This is a genomic window from Haloferax sp. SDI50, from assembly GCF_059802635.1.
The window spans coordinates 1,768,741-1,789,435 of sequence record NZ_JBPULL010000001.1 but is presented as its reverse complement, the minus strand read 5'-3'; the positions used below and the strand labels follow the sequence as shown (position 1 = coordinate 1,789,435).

The 20,695-nt window shown below is 67.6% G+C and carries 22 protein-coding genes and 2 tRNA genes; 8 read left to right on the top strand and 16 right to left on the bottom strand.

Going from position 1 to position 20,695, the window contains the following annotated elements:
• Nucleotides 1-141 precede the first annotated feature (141 nt).
• Nucleotides 142-214: transfer RNA gene (locus ACSR87_RS09310), tRNA-Asp, on the top strand.
• 29 nt (nt 215-243) lie between these two features.
• A tRNA-Asp gene (locus ACSR87_RS09305) sits at nt 244-316 on the top strand.
• 401 nt (nt 317-717) lie between these two features.
• Here ACSR87_RS09305 and ACSR87_RS09300 read toward each other — a convergent pair.
• From ACSR87_RS09300 to ACSR87_RS09290, 3 genes are read right to left on the bottom strand one after another with little or no spacing between them, the layout of a single operon-like run.
• Entirely contained in the window at nt 718-1,074 is a 357-nt protein-coding gene (locus ACSR87_RS09300) for a fluoride efflux transporter FluC (RefSeq protein WP_498530274.1), read from the bottom strand.
• Nucleotides 1,071-1,406 (bottom strand): CrcB family protein, encoded by a 336-nt coding sequence (locus ACSR87_RS09295; RefSeq protein WP_498530273.1) that lies wholly within the window; start codon nt 1,404-1,406, stop codon nt 1,071-1,073. The genes ACSR87_RS09300 and ACSR87_RS09295 overlap by 4 nt, the downstream gene beginning before the upstream one ends.
• A 20-nt stretch (nt 1,407-1,426) precedes the next feature.
• Nucleotides 1,427-2,476, bottom strand: coding sequence for an ATP-binding protein (locus ACSR87_RS09290; protein WP_498530272.1), 1,050 nt, complete (start codon nt 2,474-2,476; stop codon nt 1,427-1,429).
• Between the two features lie 75 nt (nt 2,477-2,551).
• On the opposite strand from ACSR87_RS09290, the gene ACSR87_RS09285 reads away from it, so the two are divergent.
• Nucleotides 2,552-2,995 (top strand): DUF7382 domain-containing protein, encoded by a 444-nt coding sequence (locus ACSR87_RS09285; protein WP_498530271.1) that lies wholly within the window; start codon nt 2,552-2,554, stop codon nt 2,993-2,995.
• A gap of 24 nt (nt 2,996-3,019) precedes the next feature.
• Here the strand turns inward: ACSR87_RS09285 and ACSR87_RS09280 are convergent, their stop codons facing one another.
• Nucleotides 3,020-4,288, bottom strand: coding sequence for a TiaS agmantine-binding domain-containing protein (locus ACSR87_RS09280; RefSeq protein ID WP_498530270.1), 1,269 nt, complete (start codon nt 4,286-4,288; stop codon nt 3,020-3,022).
• A 142-nt stretch (nt 4,289-4,430) separates the two neighbouring features.
• Between ACSR87_RS09280 and ACSR87_RS09275 the strand changes: the two genes are divergently transcribed.
• The gene (locus ACSR87_RS09275; protein WP_498530269.1) at nt 4,431-5,405 is read left to right on the top strand and encodes a transcriptional regulator; all 975 of its coding nucleotides are present in this window, start codon (nt 4,431-4,433) and stop codon (nt 5,403-5,405) included.
• 58 nt (nt 5,406-5,463) lie between these two features.
• Here the strand turns inward: ACSR87_RS09275 and ACSR87_RS09270 are convergent, their stop codons facing one another.
• The 6 genes from ACSR87_RS09270 to ACSR87_RS09245 all read right to left on the bottom strand — a co-directional run bounded on the left by ACSR87_RS09270 (nt 5,464) and on the right by ACSR87_RS09245 (nt 10,887).
• Nucleotides 5,464-5,718, bottom strand: a complete 255-nt coding sequence (locus ACSR87_RS09270; RefSeq protein ID WP_004065346.1) for a glutathione S-transferase N-terminal domain-containing protein — start codon at nt 5,716-5,718, stop codon at nt 5,464-5,466.
• Between the two features lie 102 nt (nt 5,719-5,820).
• On the bottom strand, nt 5,821-7,209 hold the full coding sequence (locus ACSR87_RS09265; RefSeq protein WP_498530268.1) for an aryl-sulfate sulfotransferase: 1,389 nt from the start codon (nt 7,207-7,209) through the stop codon (nt 5,821-5,823).
• 91 nt (nt 7,210-7,300) lie between these two features.
• Nucleotides 7,301-8,773 (bottom strand): NCS2 family permease, encoded by a 1,473-nt coding sequence (locus ACSR87_RS09260; RefSeq protein WP_498530267.1) that lies wholly within the window; start codon nt 8,771-8,773, stop codon nt 7,301-7,303.
• A gap of 186 nt (nt 8,774-8,959) precedes the next feature.
• Nucleotides 8,960-9,673, bottom strand: a complete 714-nt coding sequence (locus ACSR87_RS09255) for a phosphoribosyltransferase family protein (RefSeq protein WP_498530266.1) — start codon at nt 9,671-9,673, stop codon at nt 8,960-8,962.
• 74 nt (nt 9,674-9,747) lie between these two features.
• Complete coding sequence (gene pyrE, locus ACSR87_RS09250; protein ID WP_498530265.1) at nt 9,748-10,278, bottom strand: orotate phosphoribosyltransferase; 531 nt, start codon at nt 10,276-10,278, stop codon at nt 9,748-9,750.
• Nucleotides 10,279-10,344: 66 nt separating this feature from the next.
• Nucleotides 10,345-10,887, bottom strand: coding sequence for a CDP-2,3-bis-(O-geranylgeranyl)-sn-glycerol synthase (locus ACSR87_RS09245; RefSeq protein ID WP_004065352.1), 543 nt, complete (start codon nt 10,885-10,887; stop codon nt 10,345-10,347).
• A gap of 126 nt (nt 10,888-11,013) precedes the next feature.
• Here ACSR87_RS09245 and ACSR87_RS09240 point away from each other — a divergent pair, with 126 nt between their 5' ends.
• Together ACSR87_RS09240 and ACSR87_RS09235 are read left to right on the top strand one after the other, a co-directional pair.
• Complete coding sequence (locus tag ACSR87_RS09240) at nt 11,014-11,853, top strand: proline dehydrogenase family protein (RefSeq protein WP_498530264.1); 840 nt, start codon at nt 11,014-11,016, stop codon at nt 11,851-11,853.
• 81 nt (nt 11,854-11,934) lie between these two features.
• Entirely contained in the window at nt 11,935-12,579 is a 645-nt protein-coding gene (locus ACSR87_RS09235; RefSeq protein WP_008577012.1) for a DUF502 domain-containing protein, read from the top strand.
• An 83-nt stretch (nt 12,580-12,662) separates the two neighbouring features.
• On the opposite strand, the gene ACSR87_RS09230 is transcribed toward ACSR87_RS09235, so the two are convergent.
• On the bottom strand, nt 12,663-13,601 hold the full coding sequence (locus ACSR87_RS09230; RefSeq protein WP_004044594.1) for a branched-chain amino acid transaminase: 939 nt from the start codon (nt 13,599-13,601) through the stop codon (nt 12,663-12,665).
• A gap of 90 nt (nt 13,602-13,691) precedes the next feature.
• On the opposite strand from ACSR87_RS09230, the gene ACSR87_RS09225 reads away from it, so the two are divergent.
• Nucleotides 13,692-14,582, top strand: a complete 891-nt coding sequence (locus ACSR87_RS09225; protein ID WP_498530263.1) for an NAD-dependent epimerase/dehydratase family protein — start codon at nt 13,692-13,694, stop codon at nt 14,580-14,582.
• A 30-nt stretch (nt 14,583-14,612) separates the two neighbouring features.
• Here ACSR87_RS09225 and ribB read toward each other — a convergent pair whose 3' ends face one another.
• The 3 genes from ribB to ACSR87_RS09210 form a co-directional block, all read right to left on the bottom strand.
• Entirely contained in the window at nt 14,613-15,302 is a 690-nt protein-coding gene (gene ribB, locus ACSR87_RS09220) for a 3,4-dihydroxy-2-butanone-4-phosphate synthase (RefSeq protein WP_004044596.1), read from the bottom strand.
• Nucleotides 15,299-16,039, bottom strand: a complete 741-nt coding sequence (locus tag ACSR87_RS09215; RefSeq protein WP_498530262.1) for a DUF120 domain-containing protein — start codon at nt 16,037-16,039, stop codon at nt 15,299-15,301. The genes ribB and ACSR87_RS09215 overlap by 4 nt, the downstream gene beginning before the upstream one ends.
• 443 nt (nt 16,040-16,482) lie before the next feature.
• Nucleotides 16,483-16,635 (bottom strand): DUF7563 family protein, encoded by a 153-nt coding sequence (locus ACSR87_RS09210; protein ID WP_498530261.1) that lies wholly within the window; start codon nt 16,633-16,635, stop codon nt 16,483-16,485.
• 213 nt (nt 16,636-16,848) lie between these two features.
• Between ACSR87_RS09210 and argS the strand changes: the two genes are divergently transcribed.
• Nucleotides 16,849-18,612, top strand: coding sequence for an arginine--tRNA ligase (gene argS / locus ACSR87_RS09205; RefSeq protein WP_498530260.1), 1,764 nt, complete (start codon nt 16,849-16,851; stop codon nt 18,610-18,612).
• 45 nt (nt 18,613-18,657) lie between these two features.
• Here argS and ACSR87_RS09200 read toward each other — a convergent pair whose 3' ends face one another.
• Nucleotides 18,658-18,795 carry a hypothetical protein gene (locus ACSR87_RS09200; protein WP_004044600.1) on the bottom strand — a complete coding sequence of 46 codons (138 nt, stop codon included), beginning with the start codon at nt 18,793-18,795 and terminating at the stop codon, nt 18,658-18,660.
• A 39-nt stretch (nt 18,796-18,834) separates the two neighbouring features.
• A complete protein-coding gene (minD, locus tag ACSR87_RS09195) occupies nt 18,835-20,685 on the bottom strand; it encodes a cell division ATPase MinD (protein ID WP_498530259.1) in 1,851 nt (616 codons plus the stop codon).
• Between the last annotated feature and the right edge of the window lie 10 nt (nt 20,686-20,695).

The window sequence follows — 20,695 nt, the reverse complement described above, 5'->3', positions numbered from 1 at the left end:
ATGCGCGAATCGTCACACGTTGGCATGGGGTGTCGCGATATAAATGTCTTCGGGGCGAGAATCGCGGTACCGCGGGCCAAGGGCAACCCAGATGGTAAGTCTTATCTATAAACCTCGGCTACGAATGAGTGCAGACGGAGGGCCCGGGTGGTGTAGTGGCCCATCATACGACCCTGTCACGGTCGTGACGCGGGTTCAAATCCCGCCTCGGGCGCTCTCCGTACCGCAAACTCACTTCAGTAAGCCCGGGTGGTGTAGTGGCCCATCATACGACCCTGTCACGGTCGTGACGCGGGTTCAAATCCCGCCTCGGGCGTACTTTTCGATGAATTACTCACTGAGCGCCGAGTCTCGTCTCGGCGCGAACGTAATTCTCGTAAATACCCAAAAGGGATTGAACCCGACGACGAGCGAGTGAAAACGAGCGAGTCGGCACGGTTCAAATCCCGCCTCGGGCGCTTTTCCGAACGTTACAAGCCAAGCGACGCGTCTTGTCGCGTCGCGACCCCTACGTGCTGTAACCGCCAGACAGAGGGATTTGAACCAGGGAGCGACGCGAACGGAGTGAGCAACGCGACCGAGGTTCAAATCCCGTCACACCCGTTCGTTCACGTCGTTCACTCACGGGAGTTCCTGAGTTCACCTCACGCTGTTCGGTGAACTCCCGCCTCGGGCGTACGTTTCGACGAATTACCCAGCGAGCGCCGCGCTCCGCATTCAGGCAACCAACCCGCCCATCGCCCCTCCAATCGCAACCCCGACCAACGCCGCCACGAGCGTCCCGAACGCGTACCGAGCCGCCGTGCCGTAGTCGCCCGCCTCTGCGAGTTCCGCGACGCCGACCGCGAACGACGAAAAGGTCGTAAAGGCCCCGCAGAAGCCGGTTCCGGCGAGGGTCGCGGCCGCGTCGCCCACGGGCGCGGTGGCGATGAATCCCAGCGCGACGCTCCCGAGAACGTTCACCGTGACGGTGCTCCACTTGCCGACGACTCGCTGGTCGACAGTGTGTCGGGAAACCGCGCCGGCCATCCCGCCGACGCCGACGAGGACGGCCGAGAGAAGCGAGAGACTCATCGCCGTCCTCCGAACGCGAGGCCGAGCGCGGCGGCGGCGAAGCCGAGCGCGTAGTTCGCGCCGACGTTGAGCGCGCCGCCCACCGGCGACAGCGACGCGGTCTGGACGGCGAACGTGCTGTACGTCGTGAGCGACGAGAGCAGCCCGGTTCCGAAGAACAGCTGCGCCCGGCGGGAGGAGACCGACGTGACGAACGTCCCGAGGGCGAAGCTCCCGAAGACGTTCACCGCGAGCGTGCCGCCCGCGCCGGGAATCGCGACGGAGACGGCGTAGCGAAGCGTCGCGCCGGCGAACCCGCCGAGGGCGACCAACGCCAGTTCCGAGCGGTCCATACGGCAGTTCTCCGGGGAGGCTACTCTATGGTTTCGGAACTGCCAGACTCGGAAACCGCCCGCGGCGTCGCGCCGCCGTCGGGCGTCTCGCGGGGGCGAACCCGAACGTCGTGGACGGTCTCCGTAGTGTCGTCAACGACGAGCGCACAGCCGCGTTCCCGCGGGAGTCGAACGCGGAGCGACTCGTCGAAGTACGTCGGGTCGGCGGCGGCCATCGCTGACACGTCGGGGCCGGCGGTGAGTCGGTGGACGACCCGGAGGTCGGCCTGCGAGACGGCGACCTCGGGGAGCGCCGAGGGGCGTTGGGTCGCGAGGACGACGCCGACGCCGGGGGCTCGTCCGCGCGTGAGAAGCGTTCGAAGCGCGGGGTCTGCGAGCCCGCCGACGAACGCGTGGGCCTCGTCGAGAAGGAGCCACGGGATTCGGGAAACCGAGCCCGCGACGCGGGCGTCGTAGAGGCCGCGGGCGACGACGCGAACCACGGCGCTCGCGGGGGTCGCCTCCAGTCCCGAGAGGTCGAGCACGTCGGGGTCGGGGCCGCAGAGCGACCGCGGGTCGAGCCCCTCGGGGTGAAACACGTCCCACGAGTCGGCCAACGCGAGGTGGTTCGCCGCGGCTCTGCGCGTTTCGGGGGCGGCGTCGTCGTCGTCGACCGCCCCGCGCATCGCCACCAGCGAGTCTTCCTCGGCCGCGAGTCGCCAGACGAGCGACCCCGCGGGCGCGGTCGGGTCGAGACCGAGCAGCTCCGGCCACGCGCTCGGCGGGAGCGCGTCGGCGCGGACGCGCGGCGAGTCGTGAACCGTCGCGTCTATCGGCGACTCGGTGAGGCCACAGAAGACGCCCATCGGGTCGATGACGACCGGCGCGACGCCCGCAGCGCGTGCCAGTCCTTCGGCCATGACGCCGAGCGTGTGGGACTTCCCGCTGCCGCGCTTGCCGACGACGGCGGCCGCGTGCGGACGGTTCACGTCGAGGCCGACGGTCGCGCCGTCGCTCCCGTCGCGGGCGCGGTAGCATCCGAGTCGACAGACCGGGCCTTCCTCGTCCGACTTGCGGCCGATGGTGTGCATGGCACGGACTGGCCGCGCGATGCGACTTGAACTCCCGGACGAGGGTTTATATACGAACCCGCGGCCAGACGGTCCATGCTCGATATGTTCCGGTCAGACACGCGCGCTATCGAAGGACTCCCGGTTCGCCTCGTCGTCGCCCTCGTCGTCGGCGTCGCCAGCATGAGCGTCATGCTCAACATGCTCTCCGGCGTGCAGGGTCTCGCCACCTCGGAACTCGACGTGAAACCGACGCCCGACGTGGTCGGTCCGGGCGAACAGGACCTCAACTTCACCGTCGTCGACCACGAGGGCAACCCCGTCGAGGGCGCGACGGTTATCGTGAAGTCGGGAACCGCCGAAATCGACGGCGTGGCGACGGCGAAAAGCGGTGACGGCGGGTCTGCGACCGTCAACGTCGACGCCGAACTCGGCGCGAACCGCGAGGACGGAACGCTCGTCGTGGACGTGAAACCGCCCGCCGGGGAGTCGTTCGTCGACCGCCGCGAGAACACGAACGTGCTGGTGGTTCAGGACTGAGCGCCGAACACGCGAGCCGCGACCTCAGCGCTCCGGGTGCGTCGCCGCGTCGAAGCCGCCGCGAACGAGCGGCTTGGCGATGTGTCGGCGGGCGCACGGCGGCACCTCGTACCAGCCGGGTTCGAGGTCGCGGTCGACCGCCCGCTCGACTTTCCCGGGCGCGTCGGTCCCGCAGTCGCGGCACCGATACCCCTGATTTCTTCCGGCGCTTTTCATCGTCCGCCCGCAGTCGGGACAGACGGGCGTCGCGGGTTTCGTCCGCACGAGGTCGCGGACCGCGAACTTCTCCAGTTTGAGCGTCCCGTCTCCGACCTCGCCGCAGGCGGTGACCGCGTCGCCGACGCGGAGCGCCCGCACGCGGTTTCGGAAGCGCTTCGTCGGTTCGAAGGCGGCGACCGAGACCGCAGAGCCGTCGGCTTCGAGGTCGAAAAAGACGTGACCACCCGGTCGGGTCTCCGGTTCGGAGGCGACGGTGCCGGCGACGCGGTAGGCGCGGCCGTCGCGGAGGTCCGAGACGACGCCGTTCCGGAGGTGCGCGTCGGTCCCCTGATTCGTGCGAAACGTCGCCGAGCGGTCGACGGGTTCGGAGTCGATGGCGGCGGCGACTCCGCGAACGGTATCGGCGTCGTCGCCGCGGATGCCGTGGAGAATCGGTCCCGGCGCGTTCGGCACGCAGACAGCTTCGCCCTCCTCGCGGTCCACGGTGTCCCACGCGTCGGGATACGCCGCGTCGGCGGCGTCGAAGACGGAGTCGACGTCGACCTCGCGGGGCGTCCCGCAGCGGTGGAACTCGCGGTAGGAGATGTGTTCGTGGGTCCACTCGTCGAAGGCGGCCCACGCGCCGACGGCCGCGAGCGCGCCGATGCGGCCTCGACCGCCGTGCCAGCCCTCGGTCAGAAAGCCGGAGCGCTCCGCGAGGTCGACTGCCGCATCGAGGTCGTGGAAGTCGCGGACGGCGTCGCGGGCGAAGTCGGCGACGGCGGTCGAAACCGTGTCGGGAGACCCCGGCGCGACGACGATACCCGGGCTGGTCCGGTCGTCGTCGAGGACGGCCCAGCGGTCGAGTTCCTCGCGGGCGAGGTCGAACGCCGCGCCCGCGGGGAGGTCGGTGTGAATCGCCAGCGCCGCGTTCCCGCGGGTCTTGTGCTCGACCGCCGGGTTCAGCCGGACGAGGAGTCGCCGCTCGACGGTCCCGCCGCGCGCCTCGACGGCCTCGGCGACGAGCGTCGCCAGATAGGTCGTACACATCCCGAGGGTGCGGGAGTCGGTGTCGTCGAGGCCGATGACGGTCATACGCGGAGATTGCCGGACGGCGCAGTAACGCCTTTCGGGTCGATTACGGCTATATAAATGCGGCATCGGGAAGGGAGATATCACGGCGAGGGCGTCGGTATCGGGGAAAACGCTTTATGGGCCGAATCGCTTATTGCCCCCTATGTCCCGGTCAGCGCTGGTTGGTAATGTCGCCGCGATGCTCCAAGACGCGGGCTTCGTCGTGAGCGACCGCATCGCCATCCGGCCGAAGAGCTTCGACCTCGCCGCTCGGAGGGGCGAGGACCTGTTGCTCCTCAAGATACTGGGGAACATCGACGCGTTCGACGGCGTCACCGGCTCGGAGATGCGACGCCTCGGCTCGTATCTCGACGCCACGCCGTTGGTCGTCGGGCTTCGAACCCGAGACGAGGACCTCAAACCCGGCGTCGTCTACTTCCGCCACGGCGTGCCGGTGTTGAACCCCGACACCGCCATGGACCTGTTCGTAGAGGAGGTTCCCCCGCTCATCTACGCCGCCCCCGGCGGACTGTACGTGAGCCTCGACGGCGACGTGCTCTCCGAAGAGCGGCAGGAGCGCGGATGGAGCCTCGGGCAGCTCGCGACCGAACTCGGCGTCTCGCGGCGCACCGTCTCGAAGTACGAAAACGGCATGAACGCGAGCATCGAGGTGGCGATTCACCTCGAAGAGCTGTTCGACCGTCCCTTCTCGAACCCGGTCGACGTGCTCACGGGCGCGGAGGACGTGCGCGACGCCGAGCCGACGCCCGACGACCCCGACGTGGACCCCGACGACGAACACGTCCTGTCGGTGCTGACGCGCGCCGGCTTCACCGTCCACCCGACCGCCCGCGCGCCGTTCAAGGCCGTCAGCGAGGACGCCGGGCGGAAAAAGGAGACGAACGTCCTCACCGGACACTCGCCGTTTACCCGGAGCGCCGAAAAGCGCGCCCAAATCATGTCGTCGCTCGGCGAAATCACGCGGACGCGCTCGGTGTACTTCGTCGAGGAACAACAGAAGCGCGAGTCGGTCGACGGCACCGGCATCGTCAGCTGTGAAGAACTCGCCGCCATCGACGACCCCGACGAGATTCGCGACCTGATTCGCGAGCGGACCCGCGACCCCGCCGAGAGCTAATCGTCGCGGGGTGGGCGGCGAGCTGTACTGCCGGCGGAAAAATCAGTGACGGGCGCGCTTACGCCGCCGAGCCGTAGGTCTCTTCGAGGTAGTCGACGATATCGTCACTCTCGGGCATCCCCTCGACGCCGTGTTCCTCGTCGACGAGGACGGGGACGCCGGTCTGGCCGCTTACCTCTTCGACTTCCTCGCGCTCGGCGTGAGCGCTGGGGACCATCCGCGACTCGTATTCGAGGTCGAGGTCGGCGAGTTTGTCTTTCACCTTCGCGCAGTACGGACAGCCTTGCAGTTCGTAGAGGATGAGGTCGGACATCAGCCTGGGGTATGGAGCCGCGGCTAATGAGTGCCATGGTCTTCTGCAATCGAACCACACGACCCCGAAAGGCGCGCCGCGGGGTCGGCCGCGGGGTCAGCGTTATCTCCCGAACAGCTCGCGGACCGCGTCGAGTAGTCGCTGGCGCATCAGATACAGTTCGCCGGCGGTCGCGGTGAGCCCGACGCCGACGGCGCACACCGCCCAAAACAGGTCCCACGGCGTCATCCACACCGGACGGAGCCACGGCAGGACGTGCGACAGTCGCGTCGACAGCCCGCTCATCGGTTCTTCGAGCGGCGTCCCGGCGAACGTCGACTGAACCCGCGAGACGAAGCCGACGCTCCCGTCTCCGCCCGCGGTGATGTTCGCGCTCCCGGTGATGGGGTACGAACCGCTGGCGTTGAGGTCCCGAATCGTCGGCCCGGAGGACTCGTCGCCGTGGGCGACGCGCTCGGCGTCGTACGGCCCCCACGTCGCGTAGTACTCCCAGACGACCTCGCCGGTCGGCGTGACCTCTATCACTCGGTGGTTGAGCGTGTCGACGATGAGCGTGTTGCCGTTGGGGAGGCGGTCGGCGTCGCGCGGCCAGTTGAGCGTGTTCTTTCCGACGGACCACGTCCGGACCCACTCGCCGTCTTCTTTCGCGTACTCGACGACGCGGTTGTTCCCGCTGTCGGCGACGAGCATGGTCGGCGTGCCGTTCTCGCTGACCAGCCAGTCGGGATTGTGCTGTTCGTTGAGCACGTCGTAGTCGTCGTCGGTGCCGAGGCGCTCGACGATGTCTTTCGACTCCATGTCGACGACGATTGCCTGGTCGAAGTTTCGCGGCGACAACAGGAGCCGACCGTCGCCGATGTAGTCCACGTCGTTGACGTGGCTCCAGTCGGCGTTGTAGCCGCCGTCGGTGTCGGCTGGGAAGTGGTTCTTGAAGTACCACTCCCACGTTATTTCGTCGGTCGTCCGGTTGTACACGACGATGCGGTCCTCGCTGACGCCGGCGGAGTCGTTCCACTCGCGCATGTTGGCGATGAGGAGTTCGTCCTCGCCGAAGGCGTCAACGTCGTGGGTGTCCTCCATATCGAAGCGCTGTTCCCAGACGCGTTCGCGGGTGTCCGGGTCGAGTTCGAAGACGACGGTGTCGGTCCCGCGCGGCGACGAGACGAGCAGGTTCCCGTTCGGGAGCGGGTCGACGTCGAAGAACCACGCGTTCCCGTTGACCGAGTCGTCGTACGTCCACTGGAGGCTCCCGCGTTCACCGACCGAGACGACCCGAGCGGGTTTCTTCGGGTTCGTGTTGCCCTGGAAGGTGTAGCCTTGGACGCTCACAATCGTCGACCCGTTGGCGGGGCTGGTGACGGTCCCCGGTTGGAGGCTCGTCTGCTGCCCGGGGTCGTACGTCACGGCAGAGACGGCCGAAGGAGCGAGAAGGCCGATAATGAGGAGGAACACGGCTCCGCGGAGGGCGAGCCGTTCGTTGGGAATATTCATATGGAGTGGGTTAGCACCGGGGTTGTTCAATACTTTATGAATCCGATTAGGTCGTGAGAAAATCAGCGCGACGAGAGAGTCGTCGGCGCGGTCAGACCTGCGCCTGGAGCATCCCCGAGGTGCGGATGACGAAGTAGAGGACGAACGCGACCGCGAGCGCCCACTGGCCGGCGCTGACATCGTCGTACTCGCCGGCGGCGACCTTCACGAGCGGGTACGAGACGATGCCCGCCGCGATGCCGTAGGCGATGGAGTACGTGAAGGGCATGACGAGGATGGTCATGCCGGCGGGGATGGTGAACGTGATGTCGTTCCACGCGATGTCCACGACGTTGCGGAGCATCACGACGCCGATGACGACGAGCGCGATGTGGGAGGCGTACTGCGGGATAGCCGTCGCGAGCGGGACGATGGCGAGCGAGCCGAGGAACAAGAGGGCGACGACGAGCGCGGTGAGGCCCGTTCGGCCGCCCTCCTCGACGCCGGTGGCGGACTCGACGTAGGTCGTAACCGTCGAGGTGCCGAGCATCGCGCCCGCGGTGGTGCCGACCGCGTCGGCCATGAGCGGCTTGTCGATGTCGGGGAGGTCACCGTCGTCGTTGAGGAAGCCCCCGGCCTGCCCGACGCCGACGAGCGTGCCGGCGGTGTCGAAGAAGTCGACGAAGAAGAACGTGATGACGATGAGGGCGAAGCTGAACGCTTCGACGTTGCCGAAGCCGGAGATGAACGCCCCGGCCAGCGGCGTGATGTCGTAGGTTGCGGCACCTCCACCGGGCATAACGAGGTCAACAGCACCAAGGAGAGGGAGGGAAATCGTTGTCGTCGTTGCACCCGCGACCAGACCCGCATCAGGAGCAACGAACCCGAAGGCAGTAACAGCCCATCCGAGAATCGCCGTGCCGGCGATGCCGATGATGATAGAGCCGGGGACGTTCGCCGCGTAGAGCGCGAACGTGAAGAACAGACCGACGATGGAGACGATGGCGATGGGGTTCGACGCGAGGTCCCCCATCGTGACGAGCGTCGAGTTGTCGTTGACGACGATGCCCATCGCCTGCAACCCGATAATCGCCAAGAACAGTCCGATACCGGTCCCGACGGCCATCTTGACCGGTTCGGGGAACACCTTGATGATGGCTTCCCGCGCGCCGACGGCGGTGAGCGCGATGAAGATGAGTCCCTCGACGAAGACGGCCGCGAGCGCCGTCTGCCACGGGACGCCCAGCGCCCCGACGACGGTGAACGCGAAGAAGGCGTTCAGGCCGAGCCCCGGCGCTTGCGCGAAGGGTCGGTTGGCGTAGAACGCCATAATCGTGGTCGCGATGGCGGCCGCGATGATGGTGACGACGGCGAGCATCGACTGGACTTCGCCCGGCGTGTAGCCGGCGATGGCGATGCCGTCGACGCCCTCGATGTACGGTTGGTCTGTGAGAAGCGACGGGTTGACGACGACGATGTACGACATCGTGAGGAACGTCGTGATGCCCGCGAGAATCTCGGTCCTGACCGTGGACCCGTGTTTATGCACGTCGAAGTAGTTTGCGAGGGTTTCAGAGAGCCCCATGATGCACGACTAAGCATACCCACGATTGCACACATAAGCATTACCATCCTCCCGAGCAGAATTATCCACGAACGTGAATTAAACCACCCATTCGACGTGTCAGACCGGCACGGAAGTGCCTATTTCTACGTCGCCCGTAATTGAACTGAGTAGTTCAGAACAGTTTATCCGCGGGTCCGTGAGCCGTCAGTCGAAACTGCTCAGCGCGCCGACCGGCGCGTCAGTGAGTTCGCGGGCGCGGTTCGTTCCCTCGTCGCCGACGGCGATGAGCGCGAAGACGCCGGCGATGTCGGCGTCGGCCTGCAAGGCGATGTCCAAGAGGAGTTCCTGGGTCTCGCCCGAGCGGATGAGGTCGTCCACGACGAGGACGCGCTCGCCGTCGTCGATGGCGCTGGCGGGGAGGTAGTAGGTGAGTTCGATGCCGGACGCGAGGCGCTGACGGGATTCGATGAAGTCCTCGACCGCGGTCTCTTTCGACTTCTTCGCGTACGCGAGGCGCGCGCCGAAGTAGCTCGCCATCGCCGCGCCGAGGGTGATGCCGTCGGTCGCCGCGGTCAAAATCACGTCGGGGCGTTCGAGGTCCAGCGTGTTCGCCGCGACGGGCGCGACGAGGTCGAGGAACGACTGGTCGAAGACGACGCCGGAGTTGTCGACGTAGCCCTCGTCGTCGAATCGGACGCGGGCTTCGAGTTCGTCTGCGAGCGCGTCGCGGCCGACGCCCTCGACGACCTCGCGGGCGCGTTCGACCCCGGGCAGGACGTGCCCGTTGACGTAGCGGTTGAGGTCGCCGGCCGGCAGTCCTGTGAGTTCGGCCAACTCGTCGTACGTCCGGGTCTCTTTGAGCATCCGGAGCACGGAGACAGCCTGCAACTGGAGTGCGGCCTTCTCTGCTCTGTTCATGCCTCCGGCTTCGTACTTGCACAAAAATGAATACTTCGATTGTCGATTCCGAGTGAATTAGTCACAAGCGTGTATTAGCCGTCGGCGTCGGCCAGCAGGTCCTCGGCGGTGAGAAGCGACTCCAGTTCGATGTCGTGGTCGGCCAACAGCTCCGCCGCGCCCTCCTGTCGGTCCACGACGACGACGACGCGATCGACGACCGCGCCGGCCTCGCGGAGCGCCTCCACGGCGTCGACGGCGCTCTGGCCGGTCGTTGCGATGTCTTCGAGGACGACGACTTCCTCGCCCTCCTCGAGCGCGCCCTCGATGCGCTTTGCCGTCCCGTACTCCTTCGCCTTCTTGCGGGCGATGACGTACGGCTTGTTCGTCTCGACCGCGGTGGCGGCCACGAGCGGGACCGCGCCGAGCGCGACGCCGGCCAGTTTGTCGTCGTCCGCGACGCGCTCTGCGAACGCTTCGGCGATGAGCTTCAGACACCGGGGGTCGGTCTCGAAGAGGTACTTGTCCACGTAGTAGCTCGACGTGCCGCCGTGGGAGAGCTCGAACTCGCCGAACTGGACCGCGTCGGCGGCTCGGAGCGCCTCGATGAGTGCTGCGTTCGCCATCTTGTTTCGAGAGGGTTCAGGGAGGCGCTTAAGCGGGACGGTTCGGGTGGGCGGTAACCGCGTGGATTACCACGGCTCGTTTTTTAGTCCCAGCAGGTACGCGCCGACGTTGGTGACGACGTGTAACACGGGCGTCATCACGAGCACCACCGCGAGCACGGGCAGGGAGAACGTCGCCGCGAACCAGCCGGGCGCGGCGACGAACGCGAGGGCGAGCGCGCCGACGACGAAGTCGAGTTGGTCGAGGCCGGGGAAGGCAGCCCCGCGCTCGCGACCCGAGCGACGCTTGATGAACGACGCGCCGATGTCACCGAGCATCGCGCCGAGCGCGAGACCGAACCCGGCGGCGAGCGGGAACGTCGGGAGCGAGACGCCGAGCGCGCCCGAGGCCGCGGGCCCGACGGCGTTGAGGACGACGGCGAGGAGCGTCCCGGCTAGCGTCCCGGCGGCGGTGCCGCGCCACGTCTTGCCGTCCCCGAGGACGCGCCGACCGCCCCACGTTCGGCCGCCGTCGATGGGGCGACCGCCGCCCGCGAGGACGGCGGCGTTGTTCGGCACGTACGCGGGCAGCATCGCCCAGAAGGCGGTGGCGACGAGAGAGACGACCATACCGACCCGTCGGCGGCGAAGACTGTAAGTTCCGACGGTTCGTCGCCGGGCGAGGCGACGGTGTCGTTCGATTTCGCGCCCGAATCGATGATAACCCTCAATAGCTGACGGTCGCAATCGTTCGTTATGATTCCGCCCATCGCGAGCAGGTTCGTCGCGGGAGAGTCCGCGGCGGGAGCGCTCGACCACGCCCGACGGATGAACGACGACGGCGTGGCGGTCATCCTCAACCTCCTCGGGGAGCACTACGCCGAGCGCGCCCCCGCGGACGAGGACGCGGCGGCCTACGTCGACCTCGTCGAGGACATCGCCTCGACCGGCATCGACGCCTGCGTGTCGGTCAAGCCCTCGCAAATCGGCCTCGACGCGGGCGACCGCGTGTTCGAGGAGAACTACCGGCGCATCGCAGAGGCGGCCGACGAACACGGCGTCTTCCTGTGGTGCGACATGGAGGACCACGAGACGACCGACGTGACCCTCGACGCCTTCGAGGAGCTCGCCCGCGAGTTCGACGGCGGGATGGGACTGTGCGTGCAGGCGAACCTCAAGCGCACGCCCGACGACCTCGAACGCCTCACCGACGTGCCGGGGAAAATCCGCCTCGTCAAGGGCGCGTACGACGAGCCCGCGTCGGTGGCTCACAAGCAGAAATCGGCGGTGAACGAGGCGTACAAGGAACTCCTCGCGTACCTGTTTCGGGAGTACGACGGCGGCATCGCGGTCGGGAGCCACGACCCCGAGATGATTGACTACGCCCGGGACCTCGGCGCGGAGTACGACCGCAACTACGAGGTGCAGATGCTCATGGGCGTGCGCGAGGACGCCCAGCGCGAACTCGCCGCCGACGGCGTCGAGGTGTGGCAGTACGCGCCCTACGGCGACAAGTGGTTCTCCTACTTCTACCGCCGGGTCCGCGAGCGCAAGGAAAACGCCCTATTCGCGCTCCGCGCGGTCGTCGGCGTCTGATCGGGAGGCGAACAACGGCGCGTGTCTCTCGTCCCACACTAGAAATCCCCTTATGCCCACGGGTTCACGTACCCGATATCAATGTCCTCGTGGAGACGCGATTTTGCCAGCGGTCTCGTAGTCCTCGTCCCGCTCATCGTCATCCTGTACATCCTCGCCTTCTTTTATAACGGAATCACGTCGATTCCGTACGTTGCGACGGTTCTTTCCACCGACGGGACGGTGACGCCGCTTTCGGAGGCGCTCGGATTTGTCATCTCCATCATCATCTTCCTGCTTTTGGTCCTCTCGGTCGGCTACCTGATGCGGACGACGGCCGGCCGCCTGCTCGAATCCGGCCTCGACGCCGCCATGAACAAGGTCCCGCTCGTCCGAATCGTCTACAACGCTTCTAAACTCGCGGTCGAAACCGCGCTCACCGGCACCGAAGACCTCCAGAAGCCGGTCCGTCTCGAAACGTGGCCGGGCATCCGCATGACCGCGTTCAAGACGGGGAAGACGACCAAAGACGGCCGGGAAGTCGTCTTCATGCCGACCGCGCCGAACATCACCACCGGGTTCGTGATGGAGGTCGACCCCGAGGATATCGAAGAAACCGGCGAGAAGGTCGAAGAAGCCCTCACGCGCGTCCTCTCGGCCGGGTTCGCAGAACAGGAAACCGTCGACGAGTTCGACATCGAAGTGACCGAGGAGTCCGGCGACGGGCAGGTCGCCGCCGACGAGTAAGGCTCGCGCCCCGCGCCGGCGGTCGTCGCTATCGGCTCGCGTCGGGACCGCGGCAAAAAACTGGTTTTCGCGGGCGTCTCGGGTTACTGCTCGTCGACGTAGGTGAACCACTCTTCGTGGTCGTCGGTGCGGCGCTCCACGAGGTCGAAGAAGGCGGACTGGAGCTCCTCCGTGACCGGGCCGCGGGTGCCCTCACCGATGACGACGTTGTCGACCTTGCGGATGGGAGTCACTTCGGCGGCGCTGCCGGTGAAGAACAGCTCGTCGGCCGTGTTGAGTTCGCCGCGGCTGATGGTCGCGCTGTCGTCGACCTCGTAGCCGCGCTCGCGGGCGAGCGTGATGACGGTGTCGCGGGTGATGCCGTCGAGGATGCTCTGGGAGAGGCCGGGCGTGTAGATTTTCCCGTCGCGGACCATGAAGATGTTCTCGCCGGGACCCTCGGCGACGTTGCCCTCCTTGTTCAAGACGATAGCCTCGACGTAGCCGTTGCGGCGGGCTTCCTCGCCCGCGAGCATGGAGTTCACGTAGAGCCCGGTCGTCTTCGCGTTCGTCGGAATCTGGCTGGAGGCGTGCTTACGCCACGACGAGACCATCACGTCGACGCCGTTTTCGAGCGCGTCCTCGCCGAGGTAGGTGCCCCACGGCCACGCCGCGATGGCGACCTCGGTCGGGTTGTCCTTGGGGCTGACGCCGAGCGAGTCGTAGCCGTAGAACGCGATGGGACGGATGTAGCCGCCGTCGAGGTCGTTGCGCCGGATGACCTCCAGCGTCGCCTCGGTGAGTTCCTCGCGCGTGTACGGAATCTCCATGTCGTAGGGCTTCGCGGACTGATAGAGCCGTTCGAGGTGCTCCTCCCAGCGGAAGATGGCCGGGCCGCGGTCGGTGTCGTAGGCGCGAACCCCTTCGAAGACGCCCGTCCCGTAGTGGAGACCGTGGGTGAGGACGTGCACCGTCGCGTCCTCCCAGTCCTTGTACTCTCCACTCTGCCAGATCGTCGAGACATCCATCTCGTCAAATCCCATGTAGTGGCCTTCGGCGGCCCCCTCTAAAATCATGACGACCCGACTACCGCGTCCCCCGCGGTTTTGTCTGCGGGCCGCCATGACGGGGGTATGAGCCTCGAATCCGTCGCGGTCACGGGCGGGACCGGGAACCTCGGACCGACCGTGGTCGCCCACCTCCGCGCGAGCGGCTACACCGTCACGAATCTCTCGCGGCACAGCGAATCGGCGCTCGCGGACCGCGACTACCGCGTGAGCGCGCTGGACCCGGGCGACCTCACGGCGGCGCTCAGCGACGTCGACGCCGACGCACTCGTCCACCTCGGAGCCATCTCGACGCCGACGAACGACCCCGGCCACCGCGTCTTCGAGAGCAACGTCCAATCGACCTACGTCGTCCTCGAAGTCGCCGCCGCGCTCGACATCGACCGGGTCGCCCTCGCCTCCAGCATGAGCGCCATCGGCGGGAGCTTCGAACCCGACCCCGCCCGAATCGACTTCCTCCCGGTGGACGAGAGCCACCGCGCGACGCCCTCGAACCCCTACGGCCTCGGGAAGTACGTCGCAGAACAGACCGCCGCGGGGTTCGTCCGCCGCGACGACGCCCCCGAGACGGTCGCCAGCCTCCGATTCCCGTGGATGCCGAGCGAGGAGGAGGCCCGCCGGACCTTCGCGGAGGCCGACCGCTCGCTGTCGGGACTGCGGGACGCCGGGCACTTCCACACCGCGCGCAACACGCTGTTTGCGTACCTCGGTCGGGAGGACGCCGCGCGACTCGTCCGCCGGGCGCTCGAAGCAGACTTCGCGGGCCACGAGGTGTTCTGGGCCGCGGCCGCCGACACCTCGACGACCGTCGAATCTGCGACGCTCGCCAGTGAGGTCTACCCCGACGCGGAGACCAGAGAGCCGCTTTCGGGCCACGAAGCGCTCGTCTCGACCGAGAAGGCGAAGCGACTGCTCGGGTGGGAACCGACGTGGTCGTGGCGCGACGGGCGCGCGTGAGAAGGTAAATCCGGGCGACCCCTCGGTCGTTCAGACGAGTTCGTCGATGAGGCCGTCGCCGTCGACGAAGGCGAAGCCGTGTCGGTCGGCGTAGTCGCGGGCGGCGTCTTTCGGGAGCGCCGCGCCGGTCTCGTCGTCCAGCATCTCGCAGACGACGACCGCGGGCGAGATACCCGCCTCGTCGGCCAATGCGAGGCCGAGTTCGGTGTGGCCCTGGCGGTCCGAAAGCAGGTTCGGCGCGCCGCGGAGCAGGTGGACGTGACCGGGCGCGCGGAACTCGCCGCCGAAGTCGTCGGCGTCGTACTCGCCGGCGCGGGCGGCCTCGGCGACGGGTGCGAGCCGAGAGATGGTCATCGCGCGGTCGCGGTCGGTGATGCCCGTAAACGAGTCGCGGTGGTTCACCGTGAAGGAAAACGACGACCGCGAGTCGTACGCGAGGTCGTGAGACGACGCGGCCGGGTGGTCGAGCACGTCGTCCATGAACGGGAGACCGAGAGACTCCGACACGTCGTTCGGAAGGGCGACGCAGACGAGGCCGCCGGCGTCGTTGCGCATCCGGGCCACGTCGGCGGAACCGACCGCGCCCGCGGGGTAGACGAGGTCAGTCTCGCCCTCGCGGTCGTCGAAGTCGTGGACGAGCACCGGCTCGCCGGCGCGGAAGGCGTCGAGGACGCGCGAGACGGCGTCGAAGTCGCCGGTCGATTCGGCGGTGCGGCTCATTCGTACTCCGCCTCCTCGACGCGGACCGTGACCGCGTCGCCATCGTCGAGGTCGAGTTCGTCGCGGAGCTTGTCGGGCGCGATTATCTCTAGTTGCGACTCGTCGTGGTGGGTCCGCTCGGGGACGATGATGTGGACCGGCTCGTAGGAGTCGCCGCCGGCTGCGACGGAGGCGGCGTAGCACGTCGCCGGGCCGAAGGTGCGCTCGTCGTCCTCCCAGCCGTCGATGGGAACCGCGTCGAGGGCGGTCATCCCGGCGCGGGTGCGGACCGCGTCGTCGTCGAGGCGGACGTTCAGCGTGCCGGGGAACGGCTCGTAGCCGAGTCGGTCTTTGAACTGCTTCATATACCCCGAAAGCGAGATGTAGTGGCGACCCTCGCCCATTCCGCCGGTGACTTCGCCCTCGAGGACGACCACGGAGGGCGTCTCGAAGATGCGCCGGTAGTCGGCGTACTCCTGTCTGAGCGCGGACTCGCCCGCGTCGGTGATGGTTATCCACTGGCCGTCAGAGACGACCTCGCGGTCGATGAAGTCGGCCTCTTCGAGGCGTTGAAGCCGGCGAGAGGCCGTCTGGTTCGACACGTCGAGTCGATTCGCGACGCCGGAACAGGAGAGCTTGACCGGGCCGGAGCGCCCGCCGTCGAGCGCGACGAGCTTGAGCGTGGCCAACTCGTCGTACCCGACCGCCGCGGCGACTGCCGATTCTGACATACTCCCGGCTTCGAACGCGCGCCCCATAAGCGTATCGTAAGTGGAATGCGTCTCAAAAATGAGATGGGTGACGGGGAGAGAACCGGCGGGGTGGAACCGCCGTAGATACGCGATAGTTCCAATCGGGAACGGGTAAGTCCGTCGGTCAGTCTACCGCGGTGAGAAGGAATGGGTCCGGGGGAAGCGCAGCCACACCGCGTGATTCGACGAGTGGGCGTCAGCCGTTGGAATCGGTGGAGCGCGGCTCACGGCCGAGGTGGCGGTCCGCGGCCGGGGGCGATGGACCGGGACCGAATCGGGGCACGTCGGGCCGAGTTGGGGCGACGTCGAACGAGTCCGAGGCGCGCGGAACGGTGGGGACGACACGGGACGCTGTGGGGAAGCGAGGGAGTGATACCGTGCGTGCGGTTCCGCGCGCCCGAATCCGTGAATTCGTCCGAATCCGTCGGGTCGACGACCGAACGGCGACCTCAGAGCGACGACGCCCGCCGCTCGGAGCTGACCTGTGAGATACCCGCGTTCGCCGAGCAACTGGGACACGCGTAGACGTTGCCGTCCTCGTCACCGAAGACACGGACGAAGTCGTTCGACACGAACGCATCGCAGTGGTTGCATTGACTCATGGGTGGGTGGTGAGAGCGGCGGGTCGCCGCCCCGTGGTTTGAACGTCGTCCCCGGACGATATACCACTACTACCTTACTAGTAAGGTATCGACGCGGGTGGCGCTAAGACCACCCCGAAAACCGAGGGGAGCGAACGTCCCCCGGTCGGCACGGGCCGCGGTCGCCCGGACGGTTCGGAAAGGCCTTTAGCCGCCTATCGAGAATCCGCGTACATGTTCAGACAGTTCCGTGAGGAGGTCGAGACGGCGCTCTCTGCGGCGCTTTCGTCGCTCGACCTGCCCACCGACGACCTCGGGGTCGAGGAGCCGCCGGAGGACGTACCCGCGACGCTCGCCTCCAGCGTCGCCTTCCGACTCGCCGGGGTCGTCGGCGCGCCGCCGCCGAAAATCGCCGCCGACATCGCAGACGAACTCTCCGTCGAGGGCTACGACTACCTCGCCACGGTCGACACGCAGGGCCCGTACGTCAACTTCCACGTCTCCGACGCCTACTACGACGACACCCTCGACGCCGCCGCGAGCGACGAGGCGTACGGTCGCCTGCCCGCGACCGGCGACAGCGTCGTCGTCGAGCACACGAGCGCGAACCCGACCGGGCCGGTCCACGTCGGCCGCACCCGCAACCCGGTCATCGGCGACGCCGTCGCCAACCTGCTCGACTTCGCCGGCAACGACGTCGAGCGCCACTACTACGTGAACGACGCCGGCCGCCAGATGGCCGTCTTCACGTGGGCCTACGAGACGTTCGACGAGGATGACCTCGAGGGCGAACCCGCACGGGAGCGCGTCGAGTACGACCTCGTCCGCTACTACCGCAAGGGCAACGCGTTCCTCGAGGAGGCCGACCCCGAGGAAGTCGAACGGGCCGAAGCGGAAATCACCGAGATTCTCCAGGGCATCGAGGAGGGCGACGAGGAGACGTACGCCCGCGTCGAGACCGTGGTCGACCGGGTGCTCGGCGGCATGCGCGAGTGCCTCGAACGCCTCCCCGCGGAGTTCGACGAGTTCGTCAAGGAGACGCGGTTCATGTTCGACGGGAGCACCCGCGACCTCGCGGAGCGCCTCAAGGAGACCGACCACGCCGTCTACGAGGAGGACGCGTGGCAGCTCGAACTCGACGACTACGGCTTCGAGAAGAACCTCGTGTTCCTCCGGTCGGACGACACCTCGCTGTACACGACGCGCGACCTCGCCCACCACGAGTGGAAGTTCGACAACTACGACCGCGCCGTGACCGTCCTCGGCGAGGACCACAAGCTCCAGTCCGGCCAGCTCCGCGCCGCGCTCGACATCCTCGGCAACGACGTGGACAAACTGGAGAACGTCATCTACTCGTGGGTCAACCTCCCCGGGGGCGAGACGATGTCCACCCGGAAGGGGACGGGCGTCATGCTCGACGACCTCCTCGACGAGGCCATCGACCGCGCCCGCGACGAGGTCGAGACCCGCCTCGAAGGCCGCACCCGCGACGACGACCTCGACGAGGCCGACATCGACCGCATCGCCCGGCAGGTCGGCATCGGCGCGGTCCGCTACGACATCGTCTCCAAACAGCCCACGAAGACCATCACCTTCGAGTGGGACCAGGCGCTCAACTTCGAAGCCCAGTCCGCGCCGTACATCCAGTACGTCCATGCGCGCTGTTGCGGCATCGCAGACGAGGCGGCCGCCGCCGGTCTCGACGCGAGCGAGGCCGACCCCTCGGTGCTGACGACCGACGCCGAGCGCGACCTGCTGGCGACCATCGCGCGGTTCCCCGCGGTCGTCGAAACCGCGGCCGACGACCTCGAACCCCACACCGTGGCGACGTTCGCCCGCGAACTCGCAGAGGTGTTCAACACCTTCTACCGCGAGTGTCCCGTGCTCGACGCCGACGAGGAGGTCGGCGCGGCCCGACTCGCGCTCGTGGAGGCCTCGCGGAACGCGGTGGCGAACGCGCTCGCTATCGTGGGCGTGGAAGCGCCCGAGTCGATGTGACCGCGGGCGAATCGGGTGTTTCGGTGACGGCGTTTTTCGAGCGGTTCAGAAGAAAAGCGGGAGCGCGACGGCCCCGGAGATGAGCGACCCGCCGACCGAGAAGACGACGGCGGCTCCGCTGCCGAGCGCGAGAACGAGAAACAGGACTATCCACCAGAAGGGAACGGACTCGGATTCTGCCATAGAGGGCATTCCGCAGACGCGAGTAAAAGACCTTCCCGTTTAGCCGAGGAAGCGACTGAGGAACCCCGTTTTCTTCTCGTCGCGCTCGTCGTCGTCGAACGACTCGACCTCCTCGACGAGCGAGGTGGTGTAGACGCCCTCCTCGTCGTCTTCGGGTGAGTCGTCGGCGTCCGGGTCGGCCTCAGTCGCGTCCGATTCGGCCTCGGCCGCATCCGGTTCGGCCTCCGCAACGAGCGGTTCGTCCGCGCCGGGCGCGTCCGCCTCCTCGACCGACGCCGAGGACGCCGAGCGCGACTCGTCTGCGACCGCGCCTTCCGCGAGCGGGTCCGCGTCCGCCGAGTCGGTGTCGGCGTCGACGTCCGAAACGACTTCGTCGTCGGCCACGGCGACCGTCTCCTCGTCAGCAGCCGGCGTCCCGCGGGTGACCGCGTCGAGGTCAGCCGCCAGCGGGTCGGTGTCGGACTCCTCGTCACCGACCGGGTCGGAGTCCGCGAGTACCGGGTCGTCGGACGCGTCGGCGGCCAACGGGTCGGCCGGCGCGTCGTCGCCGGGGTCGACCGCGGAGTCCACGGCGGGGTCTGCGGCGGACTCGGACGCGTCCGCGCCATCGGCAGGGTCGGGTTCCGCGGGGTCGTCCGGCTCCTCGACGGTGCTGGCGGAAAACGGAATCGACGCCGCGAGGTCGTCGTCGGTGTCCGAATCGACTGCTGGCTCCGGTTCGGTCTCGGCGTTCGGTTCCGACTCCGGTTCGGTCTCGGCGTTCGGTTCCGCCTCCGGTTCGGTCTCGACAGTCGATTCTTCCTCGGGCTCGGCTTCGACGTTCGGTTCCGCCTCCGATTCGGGTTCGGGGTCCGCCGTGGCCCGGTCTTCGTCCGCGACTGCGGCGGCGTCGGGGTCGGCCACGGAGTCCGACCCCGAATCGGGTTCCGGAGTCGCCGCCGGCCCTTCCAGTGAGTCGGCGTCATCCTGGGCGACCGAACTGTGTTCGCTCGTCGCCGCCGGGGCGGCTCCGTCGTCGACCCCGTCGCCGCTGTCCTCGACCAAGTCCGAGTCGGAGTCAGGGCCGGGGTCGGGCTCCGGGTCGGCGGCGTCCGCCGGTTCGGGAGTCGCGTCCGCTTCGTCTCCCGCGTCCGTCGCGTCCGCCTCGTCCGTCTCGTCCGCCTCGTCGTCCAGACCCGGAACCGGGACCGGCTTTCCGGTGAGCGCCTCGGCGAGCGCGCGGTACCCCGCGGTCGCGATGCTGTCGGGCGAGTGAACGACGACCGGGTCCCGCGTGCTGAGCGCTTCGCGGATGGCCGGGGACTCGGGGACGACAGCGATGACGCCGGTATCGAGGAGCGAAGCGACCACGTCGGCGTTCGGCTTCGACTGGTCGACGCGCGTGAGGACGACGCCGACCACGTCGGCACCGATGCGGTCTGCGAGCTGTCGGGTCTTTTCCGTGTCACCGAGCGCCTCGCGCTCCGTCGTGGAGACCAGGATAACCTCGTCGGCGAGCTTCAGCGGGACGAACGTGTCGTCGCTCAGCCCCGCACCGGTGTCGATGATGACGATGTCGTAGCTCGCTTCGAGCGTCGAGATGATCGGTTCGAGCTCCTTGGCGTTCGCGGTCGCGAACGCTTCGAGCGCGTTCGAGCCGGGGAGCACCGAGAGTCCCGCCGGTCCGTCGTAGACGGCGGTCTCGACCGCCGCCTCGCCTGTCAACACGTCGTGGAGCGTCGCCCCGTCGGGGTCGACGCCGAGCGCGCCGGCGAGGTTCGGCATCCCGAGGTCACCGTCGACGACGACGACGTCGTGACCGGCCATCGCGAGCGTCGTCCCGAGGTTGGCCGTGCTCGTCGTCTTTCCAACCCCGCCTTTCGCGCTGGCAACTGCGTACACCCGGGCCATAATTCCAACG